The following is a 23,055-nucleotide window of genomic DNA, read 5'->3' on the forward strand; positions in this document are numbered from 1 at the left end:
TGTCGGGAAATGATCAGATCCAGAACGCCTGGAACTCCGCGATCCGCACGCTCTGCGCCACGGCTGGGTTGCCTGTGGTGCAGTCACTCGTCGAACGCGGGTCGTTGTGCTGCTGCCCCGCGTACTCCGGCGTGCCGGTGCACTGGTTGGTCAGCACGCGGACCATCAAGTGCGTGGCCAGCGTCGGATGGATGCGGAACGACCGGGCCGCGAGATCGGGCGCGGTCGGCCGCGGCACGTCCGCCGGGAACGCGTTGGCCGGGCTGGTGTACACCTTCCGGTAGTTCGTCGGGTCCGCGCAGTCCTTGCCCATCGCGGCGTTGCACGACAGCACCTCGAACCGCCGGAGAGCCGTGAACCGGTTCTGCGGGTCGGGATCAGGATCCTGCGTCACCTGCGGACGCAGCTGGGCGCTCACCTGAACCCGGCTGACCAACTGCGGCCGGTCGCCGGCGAGGTCCACCCGGACGCTCTTGCCCGCCACCGGCGAGCCGACCGACGCCCAGTTGGACGCCTCGGTGTCGTCGATGAGCTTCTCCAGGTTGACGCCGTCACCGCTGGCCGTCGCACCCAGACTGCGCGACGCCACGTTCGGCGCCGACAGCGGACGGATCGTGTCGCGCTCGCCCGGGTGCAGGCGGCGGTTGCTGATCCGGGTGCTGCCGTAGCCATCCGCGGCCACGATGAAGTCGTACGTTCCCGCCGTGATCTCGACCGTGTCCGGCAACGGCGTTGCAGGATCGGTGTCGGCGACCGGAATCGAACGCGCTTCGTAGTCACCAACGTAGAGCCGCGCGTTGCCGCTGTGAGAAAGGCGCAGCGTCGCGTTGCGATCGTACGGCGAAGCGAAGCTCGGGATCGGGTCGGCGTCGTTGCCGCCGTTGCTGAGCGCGCCCTGACCGAGGCCGTGCTGCGAGAAGGCGTTCCACAGCAGCGGAACGTCCCTGCCGCCGAACCGGATCTCGTTGGCAGCCAGTGTCGCGTCACGCATGTCGACGTAGCTGACCGCGCCGGAAGCACTGAGCAGCAAGGCATCGAACGCCTGCTGCACCCAGCGCCGGTTGCCCGGGCACTTCTCCACCGGCTGCTTGCCGTCGGCACACGCCCGCTGCAGCGCCGGCGTGCCCAGGCCGTACTTGTCGATCATGACCTGGCGGACGTCGTAGCTGGTCGCGCTCCAGATCTCGCCGTCCGCGTGCACCTGCTGGCCGACGAGGTCGTAGGCGATGTTGCTGTAGTTGAGCGGGCTCTTGCTCATGTCGTAGTTACGGATGCCGGCCTTGTTGTCGCCTGTGGCGTACCCACCGGTGACGAACGGCGTGTCACCGCGCGGCTTGAACCCGTACTCGTACAGGTACTCCATTGCGAACAGGTCCGAGTGCGACTCGTTCATCGCGCCGCCCTGCGCACCGGACCAGCCGCTGTTCGGGCCCGCGATCAGACGGCCGCTGATGGCGTGGCTGTACTCGTGCCCGATGACCGACATGTCGTAGTCGCCGTCAACACACGGCGCGTAGAACCCGCCGGGCGTGGGCTGCCACAGGTACATGTTCGTCGTCGGCGGCACGCCGTCAGGAGGCGTCGCCTGGTTGGCGTTGTTACGTGACGGAAAGCCTGGGGGCGCGCCACCCGCGCGTCCACCTGCCTGCGCGTTGCCGCGCTCGGCGTCGCCGCCGAGACCGCCGCGGTCACCGTTGGTCGCCTGCATGTTCCAGGTCTCCTCGGTGAAGCCGAGGTAGTACGACCAGTCGTGCATGCGGTTGTGCGACGCGAACAGGTTGGCCAGTGCCGCGTCGATGTCGTTCTGCTGCGGGCTGGCGAAGACCGACGGGTTGCACTTCTCCTTGTTCCACTGGTTGGTCCAGGGATAGGTGTAGTCCCGCGTCGCGCTCGGCGCCGAGGTACGCGTGCCGACCGTGCCGCTGGCGAGGTCGTCCCACTTCTCGGTGCCGCGTGCCGAGTTGCCGGCCGAAGTCTGCGTCGTTGCTCCCGTGACCGGGTCGGCGTCCCAAGCGAGCCCACGGTCTGCCGTGCTCACGGCACGTTCACAACCGGGTGCCTTGACCAGGCACCACTTCACGCGGTTGTCGCGTGAGGAGTAGTCCGCGGGCGGGTTGGCCGGGAAGACCTCCCACTCCGGATTGTCCGCATGATGATCAACAATGTCCTCACGCACCAGGACCTGCCCTGTCCTGGCGTCGATGTACGTCGTGTAGCCCTTCGGCAGGTTCTGGTCCTTGCCCATCACCACGACCTGGTAGGCCGTCCGGGCCGGGCCCTGCGGCATCGGCACCGCACCCAGTTGCACCCGTGTGGTCGCCAGCTCGTCACCTGCCAGGCCCGCATCGGCGGCTGCGGCTTTCAGGGCGTCCGCCTCGGAAATGGTCGCGGGCTCCGGTGCGGCCGACGCGCGGCTGAGCGTCGAGCTCAGATACATCACCGCGCCGTCGCGAATGCCGAACACAGCCAAGCCGTCCAGCAAGGACGGCGTCGCCCCGAACTTCTGCCGGAGCATGACGTACGAGCCCTCACCCATCGGCCGGCTCACCAGGACGTCCATCGTGTCGACGGCCTGCTGGCCGATCCCGAACGCGAGGGTGTTGTCCGTCAGATAGGCCTTCGCGATCGCCACCGGATCGCCCAGTGCCTTGCGCTGCTGAACCCCGGCCTTCGGCAACAGCGTCGCCGGTGTGCCGTACTTGTTCCACCGCACCGAAGTGCTGCGCTCAGCCGTCAACGATCGCTGCTGTGCACTGGGCTCTGTCGCCCCGGGACGGTTGTCCACGTCCCCATCGCCGTGCGTGTCACCCTGGATCTGACTCGGGCCCTGGCCCTCGGGAGCGGCCAGGGCCGTCTCCGTCCACAGCAGACTCGCCGATAAGATCCCGGTCACCGCCAGCGCCGTGGCCCGCCGGAAAGCTGGTCTTCGCATGCTTCGCGTGCCTCCTGAACCTTGTGGAGTTGTGCGTGCCAGCTTTCCGCTTCCCGCCGGTGCCCGATACGTCCGTTAGTAGCGCACCTGCCCCTCACCGGTGCCGATCGGGCCCGATCACGGCCTTGGCCGCGATTCGGACCCATTGGACCGTGTCCGGCAGAAGCCGCAGGCAGGCCCCTTCATCGGACCCAGATTTCGCTCCGGAATCGACGCAGCCGCTCGCGTCGCAGAACAACACGCAGTTGACGCCGTTGTTCTGCGCGCTGCGGAAAAGAATGCCGTCCACGGCGAAGTCCGGGATGAACCGCAGATATTCGGTCACCACCTGGGTCGGGACGTACTCGATGCGTTCCCGGCCGTCGAGCGTGACGGGTTTTCCCAGGTCCACAGCGAACGAATGCAGGAATCTCAGGTCGTAGTAGTGCGGCTCGCGCCCGGCTTCGTGATACAGGCTCGGCAGCGGTGGCAGGTCGGCGAGATTGAGCAGGGTGAGGTCCCGGGTCGTCTCGAACGCCCCGACAATGACGTAACGCCTGGCGTCATGGCCGATCTCGGCCACCACGGTGTCGATGTCGTCACTGCCGTAGAACATGGAGATACCAGCCGGGCTCATCCGGCTGTTGGACGCTTTGGCTCTGGGCGGTGAACCCAGGGCGGCAGCGGTGCCGTACTGGGCGAGCCTGCCGGGCGAATCGACCTTCCGGCCGCGCCAGAAGATCCGCCCCGCGGGCACCGGCAACAGCGTGTCGTGGTCGAGGATGATCTTTTCCAGCTTTTCCAGCAGCTCGACGGTGGTGAAATCGCCGGGCCGCCGAGGCGGTTGCTCCGGAGCCGACAGGAAGACAAAGCGCGAAGTGTGCTTGACCTTCTCGCAGAACGCGTTCCACCCCCATCCCAGAGCCTGGCTGGAGGACGATTTCGACCGGTAGAAATCGGTGGCTGACCGGTCGGCGATCGCGGCCGCGACAGCTTCCAGTACATCATCGGTGACGTCGCCTTCACAGACCGCGTAGGCAACCTCAGCCGGGTCGAGAACCTCCGCATCCGTGCCCTCGGCCACCACGAAGAGGAAATGCACTGCTTCCATGACGATGTCCATGAACTGCTCGAAAGGCGCGGCGGCCGTGGCCCCGCAGAACGAGCAGTCTCCTTCGCTCAGGTGCTCACTTGTCCGCCGGCGCAGCGTCACATCGTGGACACAGCCCGGACAGACCGCCAGATCATCGAAACGTTGCCGCCCCATGTGATCATCGAAGTACCCGCCACCACACCGAGGTTCCACAGAGTGAACTCCGGCTACAGATCGTCCAGCCGGAAGTGCCTGCCGCTTCCCGATGTGGGACGGGTGCGCGTCAAACTGGCAGAACCTCCTCCATGAGTCTGATCAGGCCGGCGACTGTTCGGTGTTGGAAGAGTTGGCGTGGGGTTATCGGCAGGCCTGCCTCGCGGGCCTGGGCTACGAGGCGCATGGCCAGGATGCTGTCGCCGCCGAGGGTGAAGAAGTCGTCGTCGATGCCCAGGTCTGACAGGTCCAGCACGGTGGTGAAGACGTCGAGCAGCTTTCGTTCGAGGTCTGTGCTGGGTGGGCGCCTGGTTGACAGTGCCGCGAAGTCCGGGGCAGGCAACGCGTTGCGGTCCAGCTTTCCGTTGCTCAGCACCGGGAAGCTGTCGAGCCACACGAAGGCGGCTGGCACCATGTAGTCCGGTAGTGATGCCGTCAGGTGGGGCCGCAGGTCGGTTTCATCGCCGATCACGTAGGCGACGAGCCTGCCGGACCGGACGAGCACGAGGGCTTCCCGCGCCGCCAGGTGCTGGGTGATCGCCGACTCGACCTCGGCTGGTTCGATCCGGAAGCCGCGGACCTTGACCTGGTCGTCGGTGCGGCCGCCGTATTCCAGGAGACCGTCCGGTGTCCAGCTGGCGAGGTCGCCGGTGCGGTACATCCTGGCCCCGGGGGTGAAGGGGTTCGCGACGAACCGGGATGCTGTCAAGGCTGTCTGGCCGAGGTAGCCGCGGGCGAGCCCGGCGCCCGCGAGGTACAGCTCCCCTGTCACGCCCGGAGGAACGGGCTGCAGGTGAGCGTCCAGCACGTATGCCTGGGCGTTGTGCACCGCACGGCCCACGACTGGCTTCGAGCTGTCGGCGACTCGGGCGACCAACGAGTCGACTGTGCATTCCGTTGGGCCGTAAAGGTTGTACGCCTCGGTTCGCGGTAGTGCGCGGAGCTTGGCCCACAGGGCGTCGGACACTGCCTCGCCGCCGAAGCCGACCACGGCGAGCGGGCAGTCGTCCACGAGACCCGTCTGGGCCAGGAAGGACGGTGTCAGCTCGATGAAGTCGATGCCGTGCCGCGTGATCTCCTCGACCACGAGTGCCGGGTCACGGCGTGTCTCGTCGGACATCAGGTGGATGGCATGCCCGTCCAGCAGCCACAACTGCGGCTGCCAGGACGCGTCGAACGAGAACGACCACGCGTGGCCCACCTTCAGATGCCGCCTGCCGACCGGGCGGTACAGCGTCTCCCGGTGGCTGTGGAAGAGGTTCACCACGCTCTGGTGGCTGACCACGACACCCTTCGGCGTGCCCGTCGAGCCGGACGTGTAGATCACGTACGCCGGATGCCCGGGCAACAGTCCCACATCACCGAGTGCGTCGGTGGATTGTCCGTCCAGAGCGGGGATCTCGGTGAGCACGACCTTCGGCTGTGCGTCGGCCAGCATCGCGTCGATCCGCTGCTGCGGCAGGTCCGGATCGATCGGCAGGTACGCCCCACCGGCCTTGTGCACAGCCAGAATCGCCATCAGATAGTCCGCCGACCGTGGCAGCTGCAAGGCCACGATCTGCTCCGGGCCGACCCCTTGGGCGGCAAGCATCCGGGCGAACTGGTTGGCACGGGCGTCGAGTTCCGCGAACGTCCAGCTCACGTCATCCGACACGACCGCGACCGCGGAGGGGTCCTGCTGAGCCTGCGCCTCGAACAAGGCGGCGACTGTCGACTGTGGAACATCCAGCTCGGTGGCGTTCCACTCCCCCAGGATCTGGTCACGATCATCGTCACCGAGAATCGCCAGCTGCCCGACCGGGGCGTCCGGGTTGGCCGCGACGGCTTCGAACAGCACGCTCAGCCCGGCCGCCATCCGCTCCACTGTGGACCGGTCGAACAGGTCCGCGCTGTATTCGATCCGGCCGCCGTACCCGGCGACGAAGTCGAACGACAGGTCGAACTTGGCGGTGTGCTGGCCCACGGGCTCCATCCGAGCCGTCAGGTCCCCGAAGCCTGGTGTGCCCGCGCCCTCGGCCAGGTAGACGATCATCACCTGGAACAACGGGTGCCGGGCCAGGGTCCGCACCGGATTGACCGCGTCCACGACCTGCTCGAACGGCACGTCCTGGTGCTCGAACGCGGCCAGGTCGGCATCCCGGACCCGGGTCAGCAACTCGGTGAACGCCGGGTCGCCGCTCAGGTCCGTCCGCAGCACCAGGGTGTTGAGGAAGAACCCGACGAGATCCGCCAGCGCCGCTTCCGAGCGGCTGGAGATCGGGGTGCCGAGCGGGATGTCGGTGCCCGCACCGATCCGGTGCAGGAACGTTGCGATCACGGCGTGGAACAGCATGAACATGCTGACGTCGTGCTTGCGGGCCAGTTCCTGCAACGCCGCTTCCACAGCCGGTGGCACGGCGACGTCGACTTGGGCGCCCCGGTAGCTCGCCTCGGCGGGGCGGGCCCGATCGGTCGGCAGGGTCAGTTCGTCCGGCAGGTTACGCAGTGTCTCCGCCCAGAACTCCAGCTGGGATCCGGCCACGGAAGCGACCAGGTCACGTTGCCACAGCGCGTAGTCGGCGTATTGCACGGGTAGCGGTTCCCAGCTCGGTGCGCTGCCAGCGAGCCGGGCGGTGTACGCCGTGCCGAGGTCCTTGGCCAACGGAAGGCTAGACCACTCGTCACCCGCGATGTGGTGCACCAGCAGCAGAAGCACGTGATCATCCGGCGCGATGGAGAACACCGTCGCCCGCACAGGGATTTCCGAGTCGAGCGCGAATGTGTACCCGGCCGCCTCGTCCAGCCGCCCAGCCAGTTCACCCTCGGTCACCTGCTCGGCGACCAACGGCACGCCAGGAGCGTCCTGAATGGACTGATAGGGCGTGCCCGCGTCGGCCGGGAACACGGTCCGCAGGGCCTCGTGCCTGGCCAGGACGTCTGCCAGGGCGGCCTGTAGGGCTGCGATGTCCAACGCCCCCGACAGCCGCCAGGCCAACGGGATGTTGTACGTCGCGTTCGGGCCTTCGACCTGGTCGAGGATCCACAGGCGGTGCTGCGCGAACGACAGCGGGATCCGCTCGGGCCGCTGCATGGATGCGAGCGCTGGGCGGGCCATGCCCTCAGAGCCAAGCCGTGCGGCCAGTCCGGCGACTGTGGGCGCGTCGAACACGGCCCGCAACGTGACTTCCCGGCCAAGCTCTGCGCGAATCCGCCCGGCCAGCCGCATCACCAGCAGGGAATGCCCGCCGACGGCGAAGAAGTCGTCGTCGATCCCGATCCGGTCGATGCCCAGCACGTCGGCGAACAACTCGCACAACGCCGCTTCCAGCCCGGTCCGCGGCGCGGAGTCCGACACCTCGAACACGGGCGACGGCAACGCCTTGCGATCGAGCTTCCCGCTCGGTGTCAACGGAAGCTCGTCCAGTGCCACGATCGACACCGGGACCATGTACTCCGGCAATGCCTCGGCCAGGTGCTCCCGGCGAGGCACCTCCCCGACGATGTATGCGACCAGTTGCTGGTCACGGACCACGACAACGGCCTGGGACACGTCCGGAGCGCGCAGCAGCACCGACTCGATCTCGCCGAGCTCGATCCGCAAGCCCCGGACCTTGACCTGGTCGTCGGCGCGGCCGAGGAACTCCAGCACGCCGTCGGCGCTCCACCGGGCGAGGTCGCCTGTCCGGTACATCCGTGTCCCGGGTGTGAAGGGATTGGCCACGAACCGGTCAGCCGTCAGACCAGGCCGGTTCAGGTAGCCACGGGCCAGTTGCGTGCCTGCGAGGTAAAGCTCGCCGGCCGTGCCGGGCGGGACCGGGCGGAGCCCGGCGTCGAGCACGTAGACTTCGGTGTTCCAGACCGGACGGCCGATCGGCACCCGGCCGGTGTCCGTGACAGGCCAGTACGTCACGTCCACTGATGCCTCGGTCGGGCCGTACAGGTTGTGCAACTCAGCGCCCAGCAACCGCAAGAACTTGGCCGCGACCTCGGCAGGTAGTGCCTCGCCACTGGCGAAGATCCTGCGCAGGCTGGTGCAGGCCGCGGTCTGGGGTTCGGCCAGGAACGCATCCAGCATCGACGGCACGAAATGCGCCGTGGTGATGCCGTGCGACTGGATCAACCCGGCCAGGTACCTCGGGTCTTTATGGCCTTCCGGCTTCGCCACCACAAGCGTCGCGCCCGTGATCAACGGCCAGAAGAACTCCCACACCGACACGTCGAAGCTGGACGGAGTCTTCTGCAGTACCCGGTCGTCGGCGCTCAGCTGGTAGGTGTTCTGCATCCACAGCAGCCGGTTCACGATCCCGGCATGCGGCACGACCACACCCTTGGGGCGTCCGGTCGAGCCGGACGTGTAGATCACGTATGCCGCGTGATGCGGCGAAACTGCGGCAAGGTCGGCATCCGCCGCAGACGGGTCGCCGACCAGAGCCGGGTTGTCGATCACGTACGCGGGCTGCGCGTCGGACAGCATGTATGAAACCCGCTCGGCCGGATAGTCGAGGTCCACCGACAGGTAGGCGGCTCCGGCCTTGTGCACCGCGTACAGCGCGATCAGCAGTTCCAGCGACCTGGGCAGCGCCACCGCGACCACTGAGTCCGGCCGAACTCCTTGCGAAACAAGGAATCGAGCCAGGTTGGCGGCCTTCGCATCAAGCTGCGCGTAGGTCAGCGACACGTCCTCGAACACCACGGCGACCGCGTCAGGCGTCCGGGCGACCTGCGCTGAGAACAGCGCGGGCAATGTCGTAGCGGGCACCGGGTGAGCGGTCGAGTTCCACTCCGAGACCACGGTCCGGTACTCGTCGCCCGACAGCAGGTCTGTGTTGCCGACCGGCAGGTCGGGTTGCGCCGACACCTGGCCGAGCAACGTCACGAGCCGGGCGGCGAGACTGTCCGCTGTGGACGGATCGAGGAGGTCGCGTGCGTACTCCAACTGCACGGTGATCTCGTCGGTACGGTCGACGAACGTGAAGTGCAGGTCGAACTTGGCCTGCCCGGTGTCGAGCGGGTACCACTGCGCGGGCAGCCCGAGCACGCTCTCTTCGACGCCCGTCCGCACGTGGTAGCCGAGCATGACCTGGAACAGCGGGTTCCGCCCGGCGGCCCGGACGGGGTTGACCGTCTCCACGACACGTTCGAACGGCACGTCCTGGTTGGAGAACGCGGCCAGGTCGGCTTCCCGCACCCGGGCCAGCAGCCCGGCGAACGTCGGGTTCCCAGTCAGATCCGTACGCAGCACCACCGTGTTGACGAAGAACCCGACCAGGTCGTTCACGGCAGCGTCGGTGCGGCCCGCGACAGGCGCGCCCAGCGGGATGTCCATGCCCGCGCCCAGTCGGTGCAACAGGGTCGCGACAGCGGCCTGTAACACCATGAACATGCTCGCGCCAGACCGGTTCGACAGCTCACGCAGCGCACGAACCATGTCCGGGGACAGCTCCACCTGCACCTTGCCGCCCTCGCCGGTTCGCTCCGCCGGGCGAGGCCGGTCGACCGGAAGGGTCAGTTCCTCGGGCAGGTCTCCCAGCGCGTCGACCCAGAAGTCCAGTTGGGCCTGGCCGACCTCTTCGAGCAGGTCACGCTGCCACAGCGTGTAGTCCGCGTACTGCACCGGCAACGGCTCCCAGTCCGGTGCCGCGCCGGCCGACCAGGCGCGATACGCCGTGGTCAGGTCGATCAGCAATGGCCGGTCAGACCATTCGTCGGTAGTGATGTGGTGCAGCAGGACCGCGATCACGTGCTCGGAGCCGTCCTCGAACACGCCGACCCGCAACGGGATCTCGGTGGCGAGGTCGAACGGGCGCCGGACGAAGTCAGCCACGGCCTCCGCCGAATAAGGCGCCACCACGAACGGTGGCTCGACGTCCAGGATCTCCTGGAACTCACCGTCGATGAACACAGTCCGCAACGACTCGTGCCGCTGGGCGACATCGTTCACCGCGGCCTGCAACACCCGCACATCCAGCCCCTGCACGCGGAACACGAGCGGGAAGTTGTAGGCGAGGTCTCCCCCGGCGATCCGGTCGACCAGCAGCATTCGTTGCTGGGCAAAGGAAACCGGGACTCGCGAAGGCCGGTCGTACGGCCGGACCGCAGGCCTCGCGGGCTCGCCGTCCGAGGCACGCAGTGCCAGCAAAGCCGGTGCCGGCGCTTCGAAGAGGTCACGGATCGCCAGTTCCGCGCCGAGTTCGGTGCGGGCGCGGCTGATCAGCCGCGTGGCCAGCAACGAATGGCCGCCGAGGTCGAAGAAGTTGTCCTCGACGCCGACCTCGGGCAGTCCGAGCACCTCGGCGAACAGGGCGCACAGGATCTCTTCGGTCTCGTTCTCCGGCGCCCGGCTCACGGTCAGTGAGACCGCCGGGTCCGCGTCCGGCAGGGCCTTGATGTTCAGCTTTCCGTTGTCCGTCAACGGCAAGCTGCCCAGCGTGACGAAGGCCGCGGGCACCATGTACTCGGGCAGCCGCTGTTTGAGGTCCTCACGCAACTCCTGCACCAGCGCGTTGGTGCCGCGGGCCGCGGTCGGTGTGTTCGCCAGAGCCGGAGCCTGGCCCGGCAGGTACAGCCCGGAGGTCAACGCGTCCGAAACCGTGAACACGGCGTCGAAACAGCCCTCATGGCCCGCCGTCCACGTTGTACGGACGTGATACCCGAGCCGTGCGCCCAGCGCGTGCATGTCTTCCGGCTCGACCCCGCCGCCTGCCTGCAGATGCCCGAACACCTCAGACACCGGACGGCCTTCGTCCAACGCCCGCATCGCGTTGATCTCACCGGCTGTCCGGGCGTCCGGGATACGGGTCACGCGCAGCACGTCTGGCCGCCTACGCAGCTCAGTCTCCACATCCTCGACCGAATCCCAGACCAGGCGAGGCGCCTTGGCCACCGGCACGGTCTCCGCGGGCGCACGGTAGATCACCACGTCGTAGCGGTAGCGGCTCAGTTCGTTGTGCTGCCGGGCTCGCTTGGTACACAGTTCGGTGCCCGGGAATCGGCTGAAGTAGTCCGGGTCGATCAGCAGTTCCTTCTCCAGCGACACGCCACGCTCGATCGCGCGGCGCAACTGGGCCGCGTCGGCTTGGCCGGTGGCGCGTGACAGCTGGATGCCGGTCTGGAACGCCCGTGCGAGCCTGAGGTTGCGCACGTCGCCGATGAACAGCTTGCCGCCCGGCGCGAGCAGGTCCAGCACGCTCGTGATCACCTGGGTCAGGTAGTCCACGCTCGGGAAGTACTGGATCACCGAGTTGATCACCGCGGTGTCGAAGAACCCGCCCGGCAGCCCGTCGGTGACGTGCGCGGGCTGTGCCCGCAGCTCGATCTTCGAGGCCAGTGCGGGGTCCCGCTGCAGGTCGCGGCGCAGCTTCTCGATCACCGGCGCGGCGAAGTCCGTCGCCCAGTACGCCTCCGCGTCCGGCGCGAGCTGCGACATCAGCAGACCCGTACCCACACCGACCTCAAGGATCCGTTTTGGCTGCAGCGAACGAATCCGGTCCACGGTCGCCGCGCGCCACTCGCGCATGTGCTCCACCGGGATGGGCTTGCCGTCGTAGCTGGAGTCCCAGCCGGCGAAGTCCTCGTCGAACACCGCAGTCGGGATCTCGGTGTACTCGTCGGAGTAGATCTGCTGCCATTCGCCGATCTGCTCGGCTTCAACGGAATCCCGGGCCGCACCGCTGAGTTCCGCCGGGACGATGTAGCCGACCAGCCGGTCGTCGCGGATGACCACGGCGGCCTGCGCGATCCTCGGGTGCTGAGCGAGCGCGGTCTCGATCTCGCCGAGTTCCACCCGGTAGCCACGGATCTTGACCTGGTCGTCGGTGCGCCCGAGGAAGTCCAGGTTGCCGTCCGGCCGTCGCCGGACCAGGTCGCCCGTCCGGTACATCCGTGCGCCCGGTGCCCCGAACGGATCGGCCACGAACCGGTCCGCGGTCAGACTGGGCCGGTCGAGATAACCACGGGCCAGGCCGGTCCCGCTGATGTACAGCTCGCCGGGAACGCCGTCCGGAACCGGCCGCAGCCAACGGTCCACAATGTACGCACGGGTGTTCCAGATCGGTTTGCCGACTGTGGGGGTGTCGCTGTCGTCGGTGCCGCCGCCGAGCGTGTTGATCGTGTACTCGGTAGGGCCGTACAGGTTGTAGCCGTACGTCCCTTCGGTGTCCCGCAGGCGCGACCACACGGTCTCCGACACGGCCTCGCCGCCCAGCAGAACGAGCGCGGGCCGGTGGTTGTCCAGCAGGCCTTCCTCGATCAGCAGGTGCGCGTACGTCGGGGTCACGTTGACGACATCGATCTTGTTGGCGTCGCAGTACGACACCAGTGCACGGGCATCCCGGCGCAGTTCCTCGTCGCAGACATGCACCTCGTGGCCCTCGACGAGCCACAGCAACTCTTCCCAGGACATGTCGAACGAGAACGACACCGTGTGCGCGATCCGCAGCCGGCGCCCGCCCGCCGAGGCGATCGCGGGCGCGAAGATCGCCTCCTGGTGGTTGAACTGCATGTTGGTCAGGCCGCGGTAGGGCGTGACCACGCCCTTCGGCTTGCCGGTGGACCCGGACGTGTAGATCACGTACGCCGGGTGTTCCAGGCTGAACTGCGGCCGCTCCACACCTTCCAGGGGGCCACCGGGGATGTCGGTGAAATCGGTCTGGTCGAGCAGGACCCTGGGCGTGCCGTCGGACAGACGCGCTGCGACCGCGCGGGTGGAGACCAGCGTGATCGGTTTGGCGTCCGCGATCATCATCTCCAGCCGCTCGACCGGGTAGTCCAGTTCCAGCGGCAGGTACGCGGCACCGGTCCGCAGCACCGCGAACAACGCGACGACCATGTCGATGGAACGCGGCAGCGCGAGCGCGATCACCTGCTCCGGCTCGGCACCGCCTGCCATCAGCAGCCGCGCCATCCGGTTGATCCGGGCGTCCAGTTCTGCGTAGGTGACCTGCTCATCGCCGAACACCAGCGCGATCGCGTCCGGGGTGCGGGCCGACTGGGAGGCGAGCATGTCCGCGACGGTCTCGGGGAACATCTCGTTGCTGGTGGAGTCCCAGAGCGCGGTGAGTTCCTTGTGTTCGCGCAGGGACAACAGGTCCAGCGCGCCGACCGGCCGGGACATGTCCGCGGTCAGCCGTTGCAGCACCAGTACGAACTTGGAGAGCAGGCCTTCGGCGAACGGGCGGTCCAGGACATCGGGCCGGAACGACAGTTTCAGCCGTAGCCGCGTGGCCGGTGTGACGACCAGGCCGACCGGGTAGTGGGTGGCGTCGACGCTGTCGGACTTGCTGATGTCGTAACGGTTCCGGAACTCGTCGAACGTGTCCTCGTCGACGAAGTTCTGCAGCACGTAGAGCGCGTCGAACAGCCTGGCGTGCCCGGCTTCACGCTGGATCTCGCCGAGACCGTAGTACTCGTGCGGCATCAACTCCACGCGCTGGGACTGCACACGCCGCAGCATTTGCAGCACCGACTCGTACGGGTCGAACTTGATCCGTACCGGAATGGTGTTGAGGAACAGGCCGATGATGTTCTCGACGCCCTCGATCTCCGGTGGCCGGCCCGCGACCGTGCTGCCGAAGACCACGTCGTCACGGCCGACTGCTTCGGCCAACGTGAGTGCCCACGCGGCGTTGAGCACGGTGTTGATCGTCAGGCCGTTGCCCCGTGCCTCCGACCGCAGGCGGTCGGACAGTTCCGCGGACAGCTGGGCGTAACACTGTTCCGGAATGGACGGTTCGGCCTTGCGGTCCGGTGGGCCGAACAGCGTCGGCTCGTCCAGCCCAGCCAGGGCTTTACGCCAGGCCGCGGCGGTGGCGTCCTTGTCCTGCCGGTCCAGCCAGGCCAGGTAGTCCTGGTAAGAGCCCGGCTTGGGCAGCCGCGAGGCGTCGCCGTGCTCGTAGAGGTGGAACAGCTGCTCCAGGAACAGGTTCTCCGACCAGCCGTCCCACAGCAGCAGGTGATGGATGATCACCAGCAGATCGCGGGTCTCGCCCAGCCGGATCAGCAGCAGCCGGCACAGCGGCGGCTCGTTCGGGTCGAACCGTTTCGCCCGGTCGGCCGCCAGCAGGCGCTCGACCTCCTGGTCCTGGTTCTCGGCACCGGTGAGGTCCACGACCTGCAGCGGGATTTCCGGCGCGTCGACGATGTACTGGACCGGACGGCCGTGGCCTTCGCTCGTGAATCCGGCACGCAGGTTGGGGTTGCGCGCGAGCAGTGCGTCGGCCGCACGGCGCAGGCGGTCCACGTCGACCCGGTGGCCGAGTTCGAACGCGTCCTGCACGGTGTAGACGTCCAGCGCCGACTGGTCGTAGCTGGCGTGGAAGAACAGGCCTTCCTGCAAGGGTGACAGCGGCCAGATCTCCTGCTGCCTGCCAGGTAGTTCCCAGCCCTCGTCCAGCTCGGCGAAGTCCTGTTCGGACAGTGAACCGCTGAGCGTGACGGTCATCCGCGGCCCGTCAGGGCCGTCCAGGCAGACCGCGTCGACCTGCAACAAGTACGGCATGCCCAGGTCAGGATCCGGCGCGAACACCGGGCCGATTTCGCTGACCCGGCCGTAGTAGTTGAACAGCACCTGGGCCTGCGGCAACCTGCCGAGCATCGCAGCGGTCTGGGCGTTGAGGTGCCGCAGCATGCCGTAACCCAGGCCGTTGTCGGGGGCCGAACGCAGCCGCTCTTGGACGTCCTGCACGCTGTCGCCCGCGATCAGCCGGACCGGCTGGATGCTGGTGAACCAGCCGACGGTCCGAGAGGTGTCCAGGTCTTCACGACCGTGCCGCTCGATGTCCACCAGCAGGTCGGAGTCCGCACGATCATGCCTGGCGTGCCAGGCAGTGACCGCGTTACGCAAGGCCACCAGCAGTGCTTCGGTGACGTTGCCGCCGAGCGCGTTCGCAGTCTGCTCGGCTGACAACTGGAACACACGCTGCCTGGCCGTGCCGATCGCTCCCGTCGGCATTCCGGGCAGCAGCTCTGCTCCTGGCTTGCACACTTCGGCCCAGTGCGGCAGCTCTTCCAGCCGCGCGGGCGAGGCCGCCTGAGCGTTGATGTGCTGAGCGAACGCCCGATAGGACGTGCCCACCGGGTCGAGTGGGCGGCCCTGGGACAGCGCCTCCCAGTCCTCGCTGAGGATCCGCCAGGACACACCGTCGACAGCCAGGTGGTGCACGGCCAGGAGCACCTTGCTGAGCTCACGGAACCACACGGCCTGCACCACGACCCCGGCGTCGGGGTCAAGCCTGCCGACCGCCGCGTCCGCCTCGGCCTCGATGTCCACATCGGACGATTCGCGGAGAATGCCCGCAGCGCTGACGGCGCCGACCGGCTGTGCTTCCAGCGACCACAGGATGCCCGCGATCCTGGTCAGCTTGAGCCGTAACGAATCGTGATGGTCCAGAAGTGCCTGCAGGGCCTCGGGGACCGACTCCGGCGCGTCCAGCAGGGCGGACAGGTTGAACCGGTTGATCGTGCCGCCGCGTTCCCGCAGCCAGTGCACGATCGGCAGCAACGGCACATCGCCGACGCCGTCCGCCTCAGCCTGCTTGGCCACAACGCCCTCACCGAGAGCGGCGAGGGCAGACGGGGTGCGGTGTTCGAAGACGTCGCGCGGACTGACCGGGAAACCCAGTTTGCGGGCCCGGCTGGACACCGCGATCGACAGGATGCTGTCGCCGCCGAGCACGAAGAAGTCGTCGTCGACGCCTACTTCACCGGCCCTCAGCACGTCGGCGAAGATCTCGGCGAGCTCGCGCTCCCGGTCCGTACCGGTCCTGCTCGTCCTGGTGCGGGTGGGCACGGGCAGTGCGTTCTGGTCCAGCTTGCCGCTGGGTGTCAGCGGGAATTCGGGCAGCACGACAAATGTGCTGGGCACCATCGGCGCCGGCAACGCGGCTTCCATCGCGGCCCGCAAATCGGCAGTGTCGACGTTGTCGGCGACGACGTAGCCGACCAAGGCGTTGTCCCGCACCACAACTGCGGCGCCGTTCACGCCCGGTTGGCTGGCCAGCACCGACTCGATCTCGCCGAGCTCGACGCGGTTGCCACGGATCTTGACCTGCCGGTCGGTGCGGCCGAGATACTCGATCGCACCGTCGGTCCGGCGCCGCACGAGGTCACCCGTGCGATACATCCGTTCCCCTTGCGCACCAAAGGGATCAGCCACGAACCGTTCGGCCGTCAGCCCGGCCCGCACATGATAGCCCTGGGCCAGCTGAATACCGGCGATGTACAGCTCGCCAGGAACCCCCGGCGAGACAGGCCGCAGGTACACATCAAGGACGTGCAGGCGGGTGTTCCACACCGGCCAGCCGATCGGCACCGCTCCCCTGGTTCCGTCATAGGTGAACCACGAGACGTCCACAGCAGCCTCGGTCGGCCCGTATAGGTTGTGCAGCGGCACGCCGGTCAGGTCGCGCCAGCGCCGCGCCACCTCACCGGTGAGCGCCTCACCACTCGAGAAGACCCGGCGAAGGCTCCCCGCCCAGGCCGAAGTCTCCATCTCGGCAAGGAAAGCCGCGAGCATCGACGGCACGAAGTGCAGCGTGGTGATGCGCTGCTTCGAGATCAGATCGGCGAGGTAGGCCGGGTCCCGATGCCCGTCCGGACGGGCCAGTACGACGGCCGCGCCCTCGCAGATCGCCCAGAAGAACTCCCAGACCGACACGTCGAAGCTCGCCGGGGTCTTCTGCAGCACGCGATCGTCTGCACGCAGCTGATACGCCCCTTGCATCCACCGCAGCCGGTTGGAGATCGCGCGGTGGGTGACGACCACGCCCTTCGGACGGCCGGTGGATCCCGAGGTGTAGATCAGGTAGGCCGGGTCATCGAGCCCTGCCTGCGGTCCTGCCGCCTCAGTGTCCGGCCCGTCCACGAACACGCAGTCAGGACCGCCTGGCAGATCGATGCCGGGGACCGTGACTACGAGCCGCGCGCCCGAGTCGGACAGCATGAACTCGATCCGCTCCGCCGGATAGTCCGTGTCCAGCGGGAGATACGCGCCACCGGCCTTCAGAACGCCCAGCAACGCGACCATCAACTCAGCCGACCGTGGCACCGCGACAGCGACGAACTGACCTGGCACCACTCCCCTGGCCCGCAGCCTCCGCGCGAGACCCTCAGCGCGTTGATCCAGTTCGCGGTAGGACAGGGTGGTGTCCTCGAAGATGACCGCAGGCGCGGACGGAGTCCGTCCGACCTGGTCGGCGAACGCCTGGGCCAGCGTCAGTTCGGGGACGGTCCGGGTGGTCGCGTTGAGTTCGGTGAGGTGGTCCCGCTCCCTCGCTGTCAGCAGGTCCATCGCCGCGACCGTCTTGGCGGGCTCGGCGGCGATGGCTTCGAGGACTCGGATGAAACGGTCCGCGAAGTGCCGGACCTCGAGCTCGGGCAGACGGCTGGCGTCGTGCATGAACTGCAGGGAGATCCGCTCACCGGGCAGGACGAGCACGGTCAGCGGGTAGTGCCCGGCACCGAAGAAGTCCAGGCCGCCGAACGCGATCGCGCCGGCCGGGTCGGTCAGTTCCTGGCCGACCGGGTAGTTCTCGAACACGACCAGGGTGTCGAACAACTCCGGCAGACCGCTGATCCGCTGCAACTCGGCCAGGCCGACGTGCTGGTGGTCCAGTAGCGCCGACTGCTCGGTCTGCACACGGGACAGCAACCCGGCGATCGACTCACCCGGCCGGACATGCACTCGAACCGGAAGCGTGTTGGCGAAGAGGCCGACCATGGCGTCCACGCCCTGCAGTTCGGCCGCGCGACCGGACACCGTGCTGCCGAAGACGACGTCGTCGCGTCCCACCAGCGCGCTGAGCAGGATCGCCCAAGCGCCCTGCATCAAGGTGTTGAGAGTGATACCCCGCTCGCGGGCGACCGTCACCAACGCGGCGGTCAGGTGCTCGTCGACCGAGGCGCTGACCTCTTCGAGGCTGAACTTCGCAGCGTCGGCTTCACCCCGGGCCAGAAGAGTCGGCTCGGCAAGACCTTCCAGCGCCTCCTGCCAGGCCTTACGCGCGGCAGACTTGTCCCTTGTGGACAGCCAGCTCAGGTAGTCGCGGTACGGCGTCACCGGGGGCAGCGATGGCAGAGAGTCGTCGAGCGTGTACATCGACAGGTACTCGCGGATCATGATCGGCGTCGACCAGCCGTCGACGACGATGTGATGCACGGTCAGCACCAGCCAGTGCTGGTCATTCGTGCCCTGGACGAACGTGGCCCGCAGCAGCGGAGCCGCTTCGAGATCGAACCGGGTGGCCCGATCCCGCTCGGCGATCTCGCGCACGTCCGCACCGGACACTTCGCGCCAGGGAAGCTCGACTTTGGCGCCGATGATCTGGAGAACAGTCCCGTCCGGGCGCTGGCGGAACGCGGCACGCAAGGAGTCGTGCCGGTCGACCACGGCCTGGACAGCCCGGCGCAGGGCGTCACCGTCGACATCGCCGCGCAGAGTGACGACCTGTTGCATGACGTAGGCATCCACTGCGGACTCGTCGAACAGCGAGTGGAAGAACAGGCCTTCCTGCAGCGGAGACAACGGCAGGACGTCGGCGACATCACCCAGTTCGTCGATCTCGTCCTGGGTCAGGTTCACCAGCGGGAAGTCCGACGACGTGCGCCCGGCGTCGAAGGTGTGGCCGGACAGCTCCCGGAGAGCCGCGAGCCACCTGTCGGCCAGGATGCCGGCCTGGTCCTGCGTCAACACCGCGTCAGGCCAGGACAACGTCGTGTCCAGGACAGGTCCGTGGTCGCTGTCGCGCACGATCGCGTTGACCTCGAGGACGTGCCGCAGCGGCATTCGCGGATCGATCCCGGCCGTGAGCGGGTCCGCGTCCACAGCGGGACGCCAGTCGTGGTCGGTCGCGGAGAACCGGCCCAGGTAGTTGAAGAGGATCTGCGGCGTGGGTTGCCCGGCCAGCGACTCGCGCAGCAGCCCGAAGCCGATCCCGTTGTCCGGCAACGCCCGCAGCTGTTCCTTGATGCGCTTGAGCGCGGGCGCGACAGCGGTGCCGCCGGGCGCCAGGCGAACCGGGAACATGCTGGTGAACCAGCCGACCGTGCGGGAAAGGTCCGCGCCGGCCACGTGCTCCTCGCGGCCGTGTCCTTCCAGATTGACCAGAACGTCTTGTCCTTGACCGACAGCCAGGGCCAGCGCGGTCAGCAGCACGTCGTTCACCGAGCCGTGAAACGCCGCCGGAACGCTGGTGAGCAGCGGCAAGGTCTGCTCAGACGGCAGCGACACTGTCAGCGAGCGCGCCGTGGGCGCCAAGTCCTCAGCCGGGTCGAGCGGCCGGCCCAACGACACCGACGAACCAGCCAGCTGCCGCTGCCAGACCGGCAGCTCGGTCGACCGGTCCACTTCGGACAGCAGTCGGGCCCATGTGCGCATGGAGGTGCCCACCGGCGCGAGGTCGCGGCCCGCCCAGAGCGCGGCGAGGTCGTCGCACAGAATGCGCCACGAGACGCCGTCGACCACAAGGTGGTGGCCCACCAGCAGCAGCCGTTGGCGATCTTCGTGCCACACCGCCTGCAGCATCCGCCCGGCCGCCGGATCGAGGCGCCCTACCGCGTCGGACAGTCCCCCGCTGAGCGACAGGATGTCCTGGGCGCGGACTGCGCCGGGTTCGGGGACCTGCAGCGTCCAGTCCGGGGTGAGGCGTGCACGCAGCATGTCGTGCTTGTCCAGCACGGCCTGCAGCATCGTGAGCAGCCGGACGTAGCTCAACTCGGCCGGTACTTTCAGCTCCACGGCCTGGTAGAACGCGTCGACCGGTGCGTTCGCCTCGCGCAGCCACCGGATGATCGGGGTCGGCTGGACGGTGCCAGTGCCTGGCTCGTGCACCGCAGGTATGTCCCGCTCGGTGGTCGCAGCCGCGATCCCGGCCACGGTGCGGTGCGTGAAGACGTCACGCGGGCTGATCCGTAGGCCCGCTTCGCGGGCTCGGTTGACCAACTGGATGGCCACGATGCTGTCGCCGCCGAGCTCGAAGAACCCGTCCAGCGCGCCGACCGAGGGCAGCCCCAGCACCTCGGCGAACAGTGCGGCAAGCGTCCGTTCGGTGTCCGTCTGCGGAGCCGCGTCACCGGCCATGCCGGTCCACTCCGGCTCGGGCAGCGCCTTGTAGTTCAGTTTTCCGTTGGGCGTCAACGGAAGCGGCCCGTCCATCGGCACGATCACCGACGGCACCATGTACTCCGGCAGCGCCTCCGCCACGTGCTCACGTACCCGCGCCGGATCGATGTCGCCGACGACGTAGCCGACAAGGCGTTTCACACCTCGGTGGTCCAGCCGGGGCATGACCGCAGCCTGGGCGACGGCCTCGTGGGCCATCAGCACGCTCTCGATCTCGCCCGGCTCGATCCGGTAGCCGCGGATCTTGATCTGGCCGTCGGACCGGCCGAGGAAGTCCAGGTTGCCGTCGGCCCGCCAGCGCGCCCGGTCACCGGTGCGGTACATCCGTTCGCCCGGCCCGGCGAACGGATCCGCGATGAACCGCTCCGCGCTGAGCCCAGCCCGGCCCAGGTACCCACGGGCCAAGCCACGGCCACCCACATAGAGGTCGCCCTCCACACCGACGCCCACCGGGCGCAACGCGGAATCCAGGACGTGACAACGGGTGTTGGGGTCCGGTTTGCCGATCGGCACCGGCCCGGTCCAGTCCTGCTCGGCCATCCACAGTGTGGAATTCACCGTCGCCTCGGTCAGGCCGTACGCCGCGACCACACGCAGGCGCTTCGCCCACCGGGCAATCAGTTCGGCCGGAACGGTCTCAGTGCCGACGATAAGCACCGCGCCTTCCGGCAGCTCACACTCCGGCGGCAGGGCCGCCACCAGTGACGGCGGCAGGATCATGTTCGTGGCGCCGTTTTCGGCGATGTAATCGGTAAGCGCCGCACCGGCCACCCGGCGCTCGGCCGGGACCATGATCACCCGGCCACCGACGCCGAGGGACATGCACAGGTCCCACACGGTCACGTCGAAGCCGACCGACGCGAACTGGATGACACGGCTGTCCGGGGTGATGCCGATGCGGTCGACCGCGGTCGCGATCAGGCTGCCGATGCCTTCGTGCGAGACGATGACACCCTTGGGCTTGCCCGTGGAGCCGGACGTGTAGATCACGTACGCGGCTTGATCCAGCGCGATCGGTAGGTCAAGGTCTGAGCCGGGCAGCGCGGAAAGGTCGGTCTGGTCGAGCAGAACAGCCCCCGGCAGCCCGTCGGCCAGATCCGAAATGGACACACTGGTGCGAACGCCCGCGTCGGCGAGCATGAAGGCGATCCGGTCAGCCGGGTGGTCCAGGTCCAGCGGCAGGTAGGCGGCACCGGCCTTCATCACCGCCAGCAAGGCCACGACCAGGTCGATCGACCTGGGCAAGGCAACCGCGACAACGTCTTCCGCGCGCACTCCACGTTCCCGCAGAAGCCGCGCCAGCTGGTTCGCGCGAGCGTTGAGCTGCGCGTAGGTCAACTGCTCGGACTCGCACACGATCGCGATCGCATCAGGCCTGGCCGCGACCTGCCGCTCGAACGCGTACGGCCACGTGACCTCGTCGACCTCGCGTGACGCACGGCCGAACTCCAGGACCAGATCGCGCTCCGGCTGCGTGGCCAGGTCGATCGACCCTATCGGCCGATCCGGGTGCGCTATCATTCCCTGCAGGACGGCCAGGAAACGGCGTTCGTGGGCGGCGAGCTCCTCGGGCGTGCACACGGCACCGTCGGCGGCGAACTCGACCGAGATCGTCCCGTCGACCTCCAGCACGCCGATCGTCAGGTCGGTGACTATGCCGGGGCGGATGTTACGGAGTCTCGTGCCGTGCTCACCGAACTTGATCTGCTGCGGGAACGCGACGAAGTTGACGCCCGGCCCGACCATCTCCGGGAAACCGCCGGGCAGGCCCAGTTCACGGGCGATGTCCTCGGCACGATAACGGCTGTGCCGCATCATCGCCCGCACTTCGCTCGCGACCGCCGCGTACAGCTGCGTCGGAGTGCTGTCCGGACGCACGGAAAGCCGTAGCGGCAACACATTCGACAACATCGAGGGCACGGCCCGGAGTTCCGGCGTCACACGGGTCGTCATCGGCAGCGCGAGAGAAATGTCCGTGGCTCCGGTGGCTCGGTGCACATACCCGGCGGCTGCCGCGATGAACAGGCCGGACAACCGGATGTCGTTGTCCGCCGCGGCCTTCTGCGCCTGCCCCCAGGGCAGCTCGGCCGACCGGCGGAGGATCTGCTGGGCGGACTGGCCGGTCAGGCTGACCAGCCGGGCCGGATCCGGCCGGTCGGCCGTCCGGTCGAGCCAGAATTCCCGATCGGACCGGAACTGCTCCGAAGCGAGGTATCCGGCCTCGCTGTCGACCACAGTGGACAGTGCCAGCCGGACCGGCGGCAGGGTGGGATCGGCGTAGAGCTGAGCGGCCCTTGCCGTGACAGCCCACATGCCGTACCCGTCGACGACGATGTGGTGCGCGCCGAAGTACCAGTGCACACGATCCGCGGCGAGCCGGATGATCACCTGGGTGAACAGCCGGTCCTGGCCGAGGTCGAGCGGACGCAGGCAGTCCTGGAGGATCCACGCGTCGGCCTCGGCGTCCGGATCCGGCCGGTCGCTGAAGTCCAGCACCCGCAGTGGCCAGTCTCCCCACGACACCGGCTCCTGGCAGACCTCTCCGCCGGCTTCGACGAATCGCACATGCAGTGCCCCGGCCTCGTCGGTCGCCCGGCGGACCGCGTCGGCCAGCCGGTCGACGTCGACATCGCCGCGCAACTCGACGACATTGCCCACGTTGAAGATCAGGCTGTCCGGCTCGAATCGCTGGGCGCGCCAGACACCGGCCTGTGCCCTGGTCAGCGGATACATCGCACTCCTCAG

3 protein-coding genes are annotated in these 23,055 nt (G+C 68.0%); all 3 read right to left on the minus strand.

Annotation, left to right across the window (positions count from 1 at the left end):
- Positions 1-13: 13 nt before the first annotated feature.
- The 3 genes from JOF56_RS39960 to JOF56_RS39970 all read right to left on the minus strand — a co-directional run bounded on the left by JOF56_RS39960 (position 14) and on the right by JOF56_RS39970 (position 23,043).
- Entirely contained in the window at positions 14-2,932 is a 2,919-nt protein-coding gene (locus tag JOF56_RS39960; RefSeq protein WP_209644664.1) for a M36 family metallopeptidase, read from the minus strand.
- A 94-nt stretch (positions 2,933-3,026) separates the two neighbouring features.
- Positions 3,027-4,178: an RES domain-containing protein gene (locus JOF56_RS39965; protein WP_209644666.1), complete on the minus strand. Its 1,152-nt coding sequence runs from the start codon at positions 4,176-4,178 to the stop codon at positions 3,027-3,029.
- Between the two features lie 109 nt (positions 4,179-4,287).
- Positions 4,288-23,043 carry a non-ribosomal peptide synthetase gene (locus JOF56_RS39970; RefSeq protein WP_209644668.1) on the minus strand — a complete coding sequence of 6,252 codons (18,756 nt, stop codon included), beginning with the start codon at positions 23,041-23,043 and terminating at the stop codon, positions 4,288-4,290.
- Positions 23,044-23,055: the final 12 nt, after the last annotated feature.

The sequence above is a fragment of the Kibdelosporangium banguiense genome, assembly GCF_017876405.1.
In the GTDB taxonomy this organism is placed as follows: domain Bacteria; phylum Actinomycetota; class Actinomycetes; order Mycobacteriales; family Pseudonocardiaceae; genus Kibdelosporangium; species Kibdelosporangium banguiense.